The following is a 12,228-nucleotide window of genomic DNA, read 5'->3' on the forward strand; positions in this document are numbered from 1 at the left end:
CGGCAGTTCTATCCCGGCTGTTGCCGCTAGTGCCGGAGAGCCGGCTCCGGCCGCGATCACCACCTCGTCGGCAGTTATCCGCCCTGCGGATGTATCGACGCCGGAGACCTTGCCGTTGGCCTGCACCATCGCGGTGACAGTCATTCCGGTCATCAGCCGCGCGCCGCGCCGTTCGGCATCGGCCAGCAGCGCCCGCGTGGCGGCGACCGGCTCGGCGACACCTTCCTCGGCGATGTAAAGGGCGAAAGCGGGAAGTTCGACTACGCTAGGCTCGATGCCCGCCGCTCCGGCACGGTCGACACGCTCGATGCCGTAGCCCCAGGCGGAGTGCTCGGCCGCATAGGCCTCAAGTTCGGCACGCGGCAGGTCCCAGCACAGGCCGCCGCACCAGTGCAACGGAATGCCGGGCACCTCGTTCGCCAGTCGCGTCCATTCGGCCATCGACCGATTGCGCAGGCGGAAATAGACCTCCGGATTGCCCCAGCTGGCATTGATCCAGGCAAAGGAATTCGGTGTCGCGACGCCGCCGGCGCCGCTGCCGGCAATGACCGTCACCCGCGCGCCGGCCCTGGTCAGGTGGCAGGCGATGGAGGCGCCGATGATGCCGGCGCCGATGACAATCACTTCTTTCGCCGCTGTCATGCTTCACTCCTCGTTCCAACGCCACCACTGCGATGCCATTGCCCGTGGGTTCTGCCAAGAGCGCGCGGTATCAAATATGCCTCTTGACTTTAATACGTACGTACGTATTGTGTCGGTATGGCCAGACATTCACTTCGCGAAAAACTTCTCGACGCCGGTTTCAAAACCATCTGGAATTCCGGCTATTCGGCCGCTGGTGTGCGCGACATCGTCGCCGCGGCCGATGCCCGCCCGGGGTCCTTCACCAATCATTTTGCATCCAAGGAGGCATTCACCGGTGAGGTGCTGGACCGCTATTTCGCCTATGTGAGCGGTTTGGTGGAGCAGGCCCTCGCCCGGGACGGCACGCCCCCGGTCGGGCGCTTGCGGTGCTACCTCGAAATCATCACGTCGAAGCTGGAGGCGCATGATTGGGCACGGGGCTGCATGATCGGCAATCTCAGCCTCGAGACGGCGGCTCACAGCGAGGCGCTGAGGCTGCAACTCGTCGCCATTTTCGAACGCTGGCGTAAGCCCTTCGCCGAATGCATCGCCGAGGGCCAGGCGGCCGGCGACATCACCGACGCGTTCGATGCCGAGGATCTCGCCGATTTCCTGTTGAGTTCCTGGCAAGGCGCGATGCTGCGCATGAAGGTGGAGCGCAGTCCCGAACCGCTCGAGCGTTTCAAGAATATCGTCTTCAAAACAGTCTTCGCAAAAAGGAGCTGATCCGATGAACCCGAAACTCGAAAAGCAGCAATCCCGCACAATGTTAGGGCGCTCGCAAGTCGCGGTACTCGATTCCACCATCTCCTATGTCGAGGCAGGCACGGCCGGTCCGACTGTGCTCTTCCTGCACGGCAACCCGACGTCGTCCTACATCTGGCGCAACATCATCCCGCATGTGGCGCCGTGCGGCCGCTGCATCGCGCCCGACCTGATCGGCTATGGCCAGTCCGGCAAGCCGGACATCGACTATCGCTTCTTCGACCACGTCCGGTATCTCGACGCTTTCATCGAGACGCTTGGCATCACCGACATGGTTGTCATCGCGCAGGACTGGGGCACCGCACTCGCCTTCCATCTCGCGGCCCGGCGGCCGCAGCGGATCCTCGGCCTCGCCTTCATGGAATTCATCCGCCCCTTCGAGAGCTGGGACGATTTCCACCAGCGTCCGCAGGCGCGCGAATTGTTCAAGGCAATGCGCACGCCTGGCGTCGGTGAGAAGCTTGTCCTGGAAGACAACGTCTTCGTCGAAAGGGTGCTGCCGGCCGCTGTGCTGCGCACGATGAGCGATGAAGAAATGGCCGCCTACCGGGCGCCGTTCCCGACGCCGCAATCGCGCAAGCCGATCCTGCGGCTGCCGCGGGACCTGCCGATCGAAGGCCAGCCCGCCGATGTCGCCGCCATCAGCGAGCACGACCATCGGGCGCTCCGGCTTTCCTCCTACCCGAAGCTGCTTTTCTCAGGCGATCCGGGCGCCCTCGTCTCGCCGCAGGCTGCACGGGAATTCGCGGCGGGCCTGAAGAACTGCCGGTTGATCGATCTCGGACCCGGCGCGCATTATCTGCAGGAGGACCATGCCGACAGGATCGGCGCCGCAATTGCCGGCTGGATTCCCGAGATAGCCTTCGAGAGCCATGCCGCCGAACCGGCCTGACGTCGGGACATGAACCGGCGGCTGCGGCAGCCGGAGAGGTCGACAGCTCTGCACTCAGGTTCCAGGCGATGGAAGCGCCGATGACGAGGATGTCTTTGCTCACGGCCCTCCACCTTTAAACGGCAGGACTTCATACCCTCCTGCCGTCGTGATACATGCTCACCCTTGGTGCGTCGTGGTGTTCCGTTCTCGAAACGGTCGATGACATCGTCTTTGCGAGAAAGCTTTCCGCTGTTGAGTTCCCGACCAGAAATCATGCCCCAGCCACAAAGGGCTCGTTTGCGCCCCTGGATGCGAGGTCTCGCTATTGGCACTGCCATGGTCATGATCGTCTATGCCGTCTTTTTCGGGCCACTGCCGTTCATTCGATCGTGGTGGCAAGTCGGTGACTACAGCTGGTATGATCCCTTGCATAAACGCCATCGCATCGCTGACAGCCTGGTGCTGACCGGGTGGTTGGTTGGGAAATCGCGGGCAGAAGTCGTTGCGGCGCTCGGCGCGCCGCCTGAGACCGACAAGTTTTCCGATTGGAGCCTGGTCTATGTCCTTGGCCCGGAAAGGGGATTGCTTTCAATCGACTATGAGTGGCTCGCCATCCGCACGGATGATGCCGGTTCGGTCACTGAAGCGGCTGTGATCCGTGACTGAACTCGCGGCCCGCAGTGACATTTGCATCATCTGGCATTGAGGGCGAAGGGTGTTTCCGTTCGACAGGCCGGAAAAGCGCTGCTAGAAGCCCGCGCCACAGACAGGATTCCATGAAATTGGCTGAAGACATCGAACAAGCGGTATCGCGCCGCCGCACTTTCGCGATCATTGCCCACCCCGACGCCGGCAAGACCACGCTCACCGAAAAACTGCTATTGTTCGGCGGCGCCATCCAGCTTGCCGGCGAGGTCAAGGCCAAGAAGGACCGCATCCAGACCCGGTCGGACTGGATGAAGATCGAGCGCGAGCGCGGCATTTCGGTGGTGACGTCGGTGATGACCTTCGAATACGAGGACACCGTCTTCAACCTGCTCGACACGCCCGGTCACGAGGATTTCGCCGACGATACCTATCGCACGTTGTCGGCGGTCGACAGCGCCGTCATGGTCATCGACGCAGCAAAAGGCATCGAACCGCGCACGCTAAAACTGTTCGAGGTCTGCCGGCTCCGCGATATCCCGATCATCACCTTCGTCAACAAAATGGACCGCGAAAGCCGAGACCCATTCGACATCCTCGATGAGATCGAGCAGAAGCTGGCGCTGGATACAGCACCGATCACCTGGCCGATCGGCCGCGGCAAGACCTTTTCCGGGACCTACCATCTGGCACTGAACGCGGTGCGCAAGGGCGACGCCGAAAAGGAGCGCACGCCGGTCAATGGACCCGATTCCAACCGGGTCGCCGGCCTGTTGCCGGAGAACGACCGGGAGGCCTTCATCGAGGAGTTGGAGCTGGCGCGCGAGGCCTGCCGCCCGCTCGATCTGGAAGCTTTTCGCGAGGGCCATCTGACGCCGGTCTATTTCGGCTCGGCGCTGCGCAATTACGGCGTGCGCGACCTGATCGAGGCGCTCGGCGCCTATGGGCCGCCGCCGCGCGCGCAAGAGGCCGACAGCCGCAAGGTCGAGGCGACCGAGGACAAGATGACCTCCTTCGTCTTCAAGATCCAGGCCAATATGGACCCCAATCACCGCGACCGCATCGCCTTCGTCCGCGTCTGCTCCGGCAAGCTCGAGCGCGGCATGAAGGCCAAGCTGGTGCGCACGGGAAAGCCGATGAGCCTGTCGGCGCCGCAATTCTTCTTTGCCCGCACCCGCGTCACCGCCGACGAGGCATTCGCCGGCGATGTCGTCGGCATCCCCAACCACGGCACGCTGCGCATCGGCGACACGCTGACCGAAGGCGAGGAGATCCTGTTTCGCGGCGTGCCGAATTTCGCACCTGAAATCCTGCGCCGCGTTCGCCTCGGCGATGCCATGAAGGCTAAGAAGCTCAAGGAAGCGCTGCACCAGATGGCCGAGGAAGGCGTCGTGCAATTGTTCTCGCCGGAAGACGGCTCGCCAGCCATCGTCGGCGTCGTCGGCGCCCTGCAGCTCGACGTCTTGAAGGAGCGCCTGAAATTCGAATACACGCTGCCGGTCGATTTCGAGATGTCACGCTTTTCCGTCTGCCGCTGGATATCGGCCGACGACAGGGCCGAGCTCCAGCGCTTCATCGAGGCGCATCGCGGCGACATTGCCCGCGATCTCGACAACGATCCGGTGTTCCTCGCCCAGCACGCCTTCTCGCTCAACTACGAGGCCGAGCGCTGGAAGGCGATCCGCTTCGCCGCGGTCAAGGATTACCAGGTGCGCGACAGAGCGGCTTGATGCGGCGCTTTCCTTCTCCCCTTGCGGGAGAAGGTGTCGCCGAAGGCGACGGATGAGGGGTGTTCCAGGAAACACCAAGGTCTCATTCCGTCCAACACCCCTCAACCGTCTCGGCGATTCGCGCCGATCCACCTTCTCCCACAAGAGGAGAAGGCAAGACCGCGTTTGTTCACCCCCTGGCTGCCTCTTCGATCTTGGCGATGTCGATCTTGGTCATCTGCATCATCGCCTGCATCACGCGGCCGGCCTTTTCCCCGTCAGGGTCCAGCAGCAGCCTGGGCAACTGCTCGGGAACGACCTGCCAGGAGAGGCCGAATTTGTCCTTCAGCCAGCTGCACTGGCTGGGCTCGCCACCGCCCGCGATAAGCCTGTCCCAGAAATAGTCGACCTCTTCCTGCGTCTTGCAGTCGATGGAGAGCGAGACTGCCTGGGTGAACTTGAATTGCGGCCCGCCGTTGAGCGCCTGGAACTGAACGCCGTCGAGCTCGAATGAGACCATCAGCACCTTGCCCTCACGATCGCCGCTGCCCTTGGGCCAGCGCATCACGCTCAGCACCTTCGAGTTCTTGAAGATGGAGACGTAATGGTTCATGGCCTCCTCGGCCTGGTCGTCGAACCACAGGCAGGTGGTGATCTTTTGCATTCTCTTGCTCCTCGGGCTGGTTGGCTTTGTTTTCACTCGCAAAACGGCCGGCTGGCGATTGATGCCCGGTCCCGCCGTCTGCCCAAGGACGCTCGAGCAAAACACGATCCGACAGCACTTCTGACTTTTTTAAGGCCTGGACCGGCTGCGTCTTTGGCTGGCCGCTCGTTCCGCTACCTGGCGCAGCGCAAAATTGTGGCCAGACCAGAGCCTGGCGTCTATAAGGCCTGCGGCTCAATTCCGGTTTTCCGCACCTTTGGGCGCGACGCAGACAGCAAGGACAGTTCAATGCCCGCCTACCGTTCCCGCACCACCACCCATGGCCGCAACATGGCCGGCGCCCGCGGCCTGTGGCGCGCCACCGGGATGAAGGATTCGGATTTCGGCAAGCCGATCATCGCCGTGGTCAATTCCTTCACCCAATTCGTGCCGGGCCATGTCCATTTGAAGGATCTCGGCCAGCTGGTTGCCCGCGAGATCGAAAAAGCCGGCGGCGTCGCCAAGGAGTTCAACACCATCGCCGTTGATGACGGCATCGCCATGGGCCATGACGGCATGCTCTATTCGCTGCCGTCGCGCGAATTGATCGCCGACTCGGTCGAATACATGGTCAACGCGCACTGCGCCGACGCGATGGTCTGCATCTCGAATTGCGACAAGATCACGCCCGGCATGCTGATGGCGTCGCTGCGCCTCAACATCCCGACCGTCTTCGTCTCCGGCGGTCCGATGGAGGCCGGCAAGGTGGTGCTCGCCGGCAAGAGCCAGGCGCTTGACCTGGTCGACGCCATGGTGGCGGCCGCCGACGACAAAATCTCCGACGAGGACGTTAAAACCATCGAGCGCTCGGCCTGTCCGACCTGCGGCTCCTGCTCCGGCATGTTTACGGCCAATTCGATGAACTGCCTGACCGAGGCGCTCGGCCTCTCGCTGCCCGGCAACGGCTCGACGCTGGCGACGCATGCCGACCGCAAGCGCCTGTTCGTCGAGGCCGGCCATCTGATCGTCGATCTAGCCCAGCGCTATTACGAGCAGGACGATGACACCGCGCTGCCGCGCAGCATCGCCTCGAAGGGCGCCTTCGAGAACGCCATGACGCTCGACATCGCCATGGGCGGCTCGACCAACACCGTGCTGCACATCCTCGCCGCAGCACATGAGGGCGAGGTCGACTTCACCATGGAAGACATCGACCGGCTCTCGCGGCGGGTGCCGGTGCTGTGCAAGGTCGCTCCGGCCAAGGCAGACGTTCATATGGAGGACGTCCACCGCGCCGGCGGCATCATGGCGATCCTCGGCCAGTTGGATAGCGCCGGGCTGATCAACCGCGACCTGCCGACGGTGCATACCGCGAGCCTCGGCGAAGCGCTCGACCATTGGGATATTTCGCGCACGAGCAGCCAAAACGTCCGCGATTTCTTCCTCGCGGCACCCGGCGGCGTGCCGACGCAGGTCGCCTTCAGCCAGGATCGCCGCTGGGACGAGCTCGACACGAACCGCGAAACCGGCGTCATCCGCTCGGCCGCACATCCTTTTTCCAGGGATGGCGGCCTTGCGGTGCTCAAAGGCAATCTCGCGCTCGACGGCTGCATCGTGAAGACCGCCGGCGTCGATGAATCGATCCTGAAATTCACCGGCCCGGCAAGAGTGTTCGAAAGCCAGGACGCCAGCGTCAAGGCAATCCTGTCGAACGAGATCAAGGCCGGCGATGTCGTCGTCATCCGCTATGAAGGGCCACGCGGCGGCCCCGGCATGCAGGAAATGCTCTATCCGACCAGCTATCTCAAATCGAAGGGCCTCGGCAAAGCCTGCGCACTGATCACCGACGGGCGTTTTTCCGGCGGCACCTCCGGCCTATCGATCGGCCACGTCTCGCCGGAAGCAGCTGAAGGCGGGCTGATCGGGCTGGTCGTGGAGGGCGACACGATCGAGATCGATATCCCCAACCGCACCATCAGGCTTGCTGTCGACGACGCCGAACTCATCGCCCGTCGCGCGGCGATGGAGGCCAGGGGAACCGCTGCCTGGAAGCCCGAGGAAAAGCGCAAGCGCAAGGTAACGACGGCCTTGCGCGCCTATGCGGCGATGGCGACAAGTGCCGCCAAGGGTGCGGTGCGGTATGTGCCGGAGTAGCGCCCTTTCCTTCTCCCCCTATGGGAGAAGGTGGATCGGCGCGCAGCGCCGAGACGGTTGAGGGGTGCTGGACGGAACGCTGTTGGTGACAAGCTGGAACACCCCTCATCCGGCCGCTTCGCGGCCACCTTCTCCCACAAGGGGAGAAGGGAAGGGCCGCGCCTGAAGGTTCCGCCTTGCGGCAGCACGCCGAATGGAAAGAAACTGCTTTTTGAACGAGGTGGCGCTAGATGGATTTTGACCTTGTGGTGCGCGGCGGCACGCTGCCCGACGGCAGGATCGCCGATATCGGCATCGTGGGCGAAACGATCGCAGCGATAGAGCCCGAGCTGAACGTCAGCGCCGGCACGGCGATCGATGCCCATGGCAATCTGGTCTCGCCGCCCTTCGTCGATCCGCATTTCCATATGGATGCCACGCTTTCGCTCGGCATTCCGCGCATCAATGTCTCGGGCACGCTGCTGGAAGGCATCTCGCTGTGGGGCGAGCTGAAGCCGCTTCTGACCCACGAAGCGGTGCGCGACCGTGCGCTCGCCTATTGCGACTGGGCGGTGTCGATGGGCCTGCTCGCCATCCGAACCCATGTCGATGTTTGCGACGACCGCCTGCTGGCGGTCGAAGCGCTGCTCGACGTGAAGAAGACGGTTGCCCCCTATATCGACCTGCAACTGGTCGCCTTCCCGCAGGACGGGTTTTACCGCTCGCCGACGGCGCGCGAAAACACCGTCCGCGCGCTCGACCTGGGCGTCGATGTCGTCGGCGGCATCCCGCATTTCGAACGCACCATGGCCGACGGCATGCGCTCCGTCACCGAGCTCTGCGAGATCGCGGCCGAACGGGGGCTGCTGGTCGACCTGCATTGCGACGAGACCGACGATCCGCTGTCGCGCCACATCGAGCAGCTTGCCTATGAGACGCAGCGGCTTGGATTGCAGGGCAGAGTGGCCGGCTCGCACCTGACATCGATGCATTCGATGGATAATTACTACGTTTCAAAGCTATTGCCGCTGATTGCCGAGGCCGGCGTTTCGGCGATCCCCAATCCGCTGATCAACATCATGCTGCAGGGCCGCCACGACACCTTTCCCAAGCGCCGCGGCTTGACCCGCGTCAAGGAGATGCTGGCGCACGGCATCCGCGTCGGCTGGGGCCAGGATTGCGTGCTCGACCCCTGGTATTCGCTGGGCACGGCAGACATGCTCGACGTCGCCTTCATGGGCCTGCATGTCGCGCAGATGTCGAGCCCGGCCGAGATGGCGCGCTGTTTCGACATGGTCACCAACGTCAATGCCGCCATCATGGGCCTCGACCACCTTGGCCTTGCCGTCGGCAAGCGCGCCAGCCTGGTCGTTCTCGATGCCGGCAATCCGGTCGAGGCGCTGCGCCTGCGCCCCGAGCGTCTCTGCGTCATTGCCAGGGGCAAGGTGGTAGCCGAACGCAGCCGGCAGGATACCCGGCTTTCGATCGCCGGAAGGCCGGGCACGGTGAACCGGCGCCACGCTTAGACCAGCCGATTTCCGGCGCTGGTCTTACCGAATTCTCGATTTCTGCCTCGTCACGGCCGCTGCTAGCGACTACGACGCGGGTCACCGTACCCACGGCGAGGAACCGGTAACGGAATGGCGCAGCCCGCAGCCCAGAATTCGACGATCAGGAACGTGCTGCTGGCCGGTATCCTGCTGATGCTCGCCGGCGATTTCCTGTTTGCGCTGAACGACGCTATGGGCAAGTGGCTGGTCGCCAGTTTTTCCGTCGGCCAGGTCGTGCTGATCCGCTCGATCGGCGCGTTTTTCATACTCGGGCCAATAATTGCACATCAGGGTGCGGCCAAGCTGTTTGGCATGGAGCGGCCGGAGCTGCAGCTGCTGCGCGTGGTGATGACGACGCTCGACACGGCGCTGTTCTACGCGGCGGTCGTCTATCTGCCGCTCGCCGATGTGATGAGCTTCTACATGGCCGGGCCGATCTATGTGGCGGCGCTGTCGCACTTCCTGCTCGGCGAAAGGGTCGGCTGGCGCCGCTGGGCGGCTATCCTGGTCGGTTTCTGCGGCGTGCTGATCATGCTGAAGCCGTCTTCGGCCGCGTTTTCGCTGTCGTCGATATTTGCGCTCGCCGGAAGCATTTCATTCGCCTTCGCCATCATCCTCAACCGGCGTCTGCGCGGCACCAGCGACACCTCGCTGGTCACCTGGCAGACCATCGGCACGCTGCTGGTCGGCGCGGCGTTGACCATCGGCACCTGGAAGATGCCGTCCTCGCTCGATTTCGGCGCCATGCTGCTTCTCGGTATTGTCTCCTGCGGCGCGCATCTGATGATCACCCGGGCGTTGAAGCTGGCGCCGGCCTCGACCTTGGCGCCGCTGCATTACAGCCTGCTGTTGTGGGCAGTGGTCTTCGGCCTCGCCTTCTTCGGCGATGTGCCGGGACCGCGCATCCTGATCGGCTCGGCCATCGTCGTGCTGGCCGGCCTGTTCATCTTCCACCGCCAGAAGGTGGTCGACACGGTGCCACCCGAAAATGTCCCTAAGGGTGTAAACTAGCCCCGACGCACCGCCGCTAGATGCCGCGAAAATTCCGGCGTCTCCATCAGTGCCTTGCAGCGCGCAAACCGGCCATCGGCGTAGGCGCGAAAGTCGTCGGCCGGATTGTCGTTGGCAAGCTGGATCAAGCCCCACAGCGTCCACAGCAGGTCGCACATCGCCTTGTAAATGACGATGCGGCCGCGCTCCGCCGGTGTCGGCTCGCCGCTGAAATAGGCCAGCATCATTTCCTCCTCCTGCGCGGCGTCGAATTGCCCTTCGACCGAGAGGTCCCCGAGATCCCAGAGCGGATCGTTCATGCCGGAATATTCCCAGTCGACGATCCACATCCTATCGCCCGTGTCGAGAAAGTTTTCGCAGAGCGGGTCGCAGTGGCAGGCGACGATCGGCAGAGGATGAGCCGCAAGTGCCGAACGCACGGTTTCCGCTTCGCCGACCACATCGTGATAGCCGGCAGGCAGAGCGACGTCCTTGGTCGACAGCACTTTCAGATAGTCGTCGATCATCGCAAATAGCTCGAAGCGGAAGGGGAACACCGCGCCGGATGTGTGCAGCTTGCCAAAAGCCTTGCCTGCGCGTGCCGGGCTGCCCGGTCGGGTCTTGAATTTTTCCGGCGACATCGTCTCTGCGCCGGTAATGAAGCGGGTCACCAGCACGCCGGTCTCGGCATCGACATGCAGCACTTCCGGGCTGACGCCGGCCTTCGCCGCCTGCCGCGCCGCCACTGCCTCGTTGGCGCGGTTGATGTATTCCTCGGTGCCCCTGCCGGGGATGCGCAGGCAAAAATCCTTACCCCTGAAGACGAGGTTGGTGAGACCGCCGAGCCGTTCCAGCGGACCGTCATAGCCGGCCAGCATCGGAATGGCCGCAAGTGCGGCGCGTGCCTGGTCATCCGCCATGGATTTCGCTCCTTTCCCCGTGTTATTGGGACGACGACGGTTCCACAGTTTTCGCCGTTTGGCTATGATCGCGTTGCGGATCGATACCAGGCGACGGAAAGCGATGACGGACAGCAAACAGCAGAGCGCACTCGCCGCAGCCTATGCGGCGAAGCGGCCGGAAGACGTCGCGGCGCTCTACGACAGCTGGGCAGGCACTTATGACGCCGACATGTCGGCGGCCGGCTATCGCCATCCGACCATCTGCCTTGCCTTGCTGGCCCGCCATCTGCCGCGCGGCGCGGCACCTCTGCTCGATGCCGGGGCCGGTACCGGGCTCATTGGCGAATGGCTTGCCATCACCGGTTATCCGCAGGTCGAGGCCCTCGACATCTCGGAAGGCATGCTGGCGCAGGCGGCGCGCAAGGGCGTCTATTCGGCGCTGCACTGCCTGGCGCTTGGCGGACCGCTGCCTTTCGTGGACGATGCCTACGCCGGGATCATCTCAGCCGGCGTCTTCACGTCCGGCCATGTCGGGGCCGAGGGGCTGGACGAGCTGATCCGCATCTGCCGTCAGGGCGGGGTGATCGTGCTGACGGTGAAGAACACGCTGTGGGATACCGGGTTTGCCGCCCGGATCGCCGAGCTCGAGGCGCAAGGCACCGTCACGCGCGCCGAAGAGACGCCGCCCTATGTTTCAATGCCAGGCGAGGCCGATACGGTGCCGAGCCGGGGGCTGGTGCTCATCGTGAACTGAGGCTGAAACCGGAAGGCTCTAGGCCTTCACCTTTGCCCCCATCGGGTCGTAAAGTGGCTCGAGATGGATCTTAGCCGGGGTCCGTTCCATTGCCACCGCGAGCTCGTAATCGCCGGAGGTGAGGAAATCATCGCTGACGCCATCCGCATTGCGCACATAGCCGTAACCGATGTTCGTGCCGATGGTGTAGCCATAGCCGCCGCTGGTGAGATAACCGACGGCGTCGCCGTTGCGCAGGATGGTCTCGCGCCCGAGCAGCACGACATCCGGATCGTCGACAGTGAAGCCGGCAAAGCGTTTCCCGAGCGTCGAGCCATCTAGCTTTTCAAGCGCCCGCCGGCCGAGGAAATCGGTGTTCTTCCTGAGCTTCACCGCCCAGCCGAGGCCGGCCTCCTGCGGCGTGTCGTTGGGTGTGATGTCGGCGCCCCAGGCGCGGTAGCCTTTTTCCAGCCGCAGCGATTCCAGCGCCCGGTAGCCGACCGGGCGGATGTCGTGGACCGCGCCCGCCGCCATCAGTGCATCGAAAACCTCGCCCGTTGCCGCGATCGGCGCATGCAGTTCCCAGCCGAGCTCGCCGACATAGGTGACGCGCAGCGCCCGAACCGGGTGGCCGGCAATGGCGATCTCGCGAACATGGCC

Annotated in this window: 12 protein-coding genes; 8 read left to right on the top strand and 4 right to left on the bottom strand. The window is 63.6% G+C overall.

What is annotated here, in order from left to right; translation table 11 throughout:
- A partial coding sequence (locus E5W70_RS19020; protein ID WP_292660807.1) for an FAD-binding oxidoreductase occupies positions 1–642 on the bottom strand: 642 nt, incomplete at its 3' end.
- Between the two features lie 117 nt (positions 643–759).
- Between E5W70_RS19020 and E5W70_RS19025 the strand changes: the two genes are divergently transcribed.
- From E5W70_RS19025 to E5W70_RS19040, 4 genes are all read left to right on the top strand, one after another.
- Positions 760–1,350 (top strand): TetR/AcrR family transcriptional regulator, encoded by a 591-nt coding sequence (locus E5W70_RS19025; protein ID WP_292660810.1) that lies wholly within the window; start codon positions 760–762, stop codon positions 1,348–1,350.
- A gap of 4 nt (positions 1,351–1,354) precedes the next feature.
- On the top strand, positions 1,355–2,281 hold the full coding sequence (locus tag E5W70_RS19030) for a haloalkane dehalogenase (protein WP_292660813.1): 927 nt from the start codon (positions 1,355–1,357) through the stop codon (positions 2,279–2,281).
- A 318-nt stretch (positions 2,282–2,599) separates the two neighbouring features.
- Positions 2,600–2,929, top strand: a complete 330-nt coding sequence (locus E5W70_RS19035) for a hypothetical protein (RefSeq protein WP_292660815.1) — start codon at positions 2,600–2,602, stop codon at positions 2,927–2,929.
- Positions 2,930–3,045: 116 nt separating this feature from the next.
- Positions 3,046–4,638 carry a peptide chain release factor 3 gene (locus E5W70_RS19040; RefSeq protein WP_292660873.1) on the top strand — a complete coding sequence of 531 codons (1,593 nt, stop codon included), beginning with the start codon at positions 3,046–3,048 and terminating at the stop codon, positions 4,636–4,638.
- A gap of 169 nt (positions 4,639–4,807) precedes the next feature.
- On the opposite strand, the gene E5W70_RS19045 is transcribed toward E5W70_RS19040, so the two are convergent.
- Entirely contained in the window at positions 4,808–5,281 is a 474-nt protein-coding gene (locus E5W70_RS19045; protein ID WP_292660817.1) for a VOC family protein, read from the bottom strand.
- 288 nt (positions 5,282–5,569) lie between these two features.
- Here E5W70_RS19045 and ilvD point away from each other — a divergent pair, with 288 nt between their 5' ends.
- From ilvD to E5W70_RS19060, 3 genes are all read left to right on the top strand, one after another.
- Positions 5,570–7,414: a dihydroxy-acid dehydratase gene (gene ilvD, locus E5W70_RS19050; protein ID WP_292660820.1), complete on the top strand. Its 1,845-nt coding sequence runs from the start codon at positions 5,570–5,572 to the stop codon at positions 7,412–7,414.
- 230 nt (positions 7,415–7,644) lie between these two features.
- On the top strand, positions 7,645–8,919 hold the full coding sequence (locus E5W70_RS19055; protein WP_292660823.1) for an amidohydrolase family protein: 1,275 nt from the start codon (positions 7,645–7,647) through the stop codon (positions 8,917–8,919).
- Between the two features lie 114 nt (positions 8,920–9,033).
- The gene (locus E5W70_RS19060; protein ID WP_292660827.1) at positions 9,034–9,954 is read left to right on the top strand and encodes a DMT family transporter; all 921 of its coding nucleotides are present in this window, start codon (positions 9,034–9,036) and stop codon (positions 9,952–9,954) included.
- On the opposite strand, the gene E5W70_RS19065 is transcribed toward E5W70_RS19060, so the two are convergent.
- The gene (locus tag E5W70_RS19065) at positions 9,951–10,853 is read right to left on the bottom strand and encodes a phosphotransferase family protein (RefSeq protein ID WP_292660831.1); all 903 of its coding nucleotides are present in this window, start codon (positions 10,851–10,853) and stop codon (positions 9,951–9,953) included. The two genes, E5W70_RS19060 and E5W70_RS19065, sit on opposite strands and share 4 nt — an antisense overlap.
- 103 nt (positions 10,854–10,956) lie before the next feature.
- On the opposite strand from E5W70_RS19065, the gene E5W70_RS19070 reads away from it, so the two are divergent.
- Complete coding sequence (locus E5W70_RS19070) at positions 10,957–11,589, top strand: class I SAM-dependent methyltransferase (RefSeq protein ID WP_292660833.1); 633 nt, start codon at positions 10,957–10,959, stop codon at positions 11,587–11,589.
- An 18-nt stretch (positions 11,590–11,607) separates the two neighbouring features.
- Here E5W70_RS19070 and E5W70_RS19075 read toward each other — a convergent pair.
- Positions 11,608–12,228: aminomethyltransferase family protein (locus E5W70_RS19075; protein ID WP_292660835.1), on the bottom strand; the 621-nt coding region annotated here is incomplete at its 5' end.

The sequence above is a fragment of the Mesorhizobium sp. genome (assembly GCF_005063415.1).
Taxonomy (GTDB): Bacteria; Pseudomonadota; Alphaproteobacteria; order Rhizobiales; family Rhizobiaceae; genus Mesorhizobium.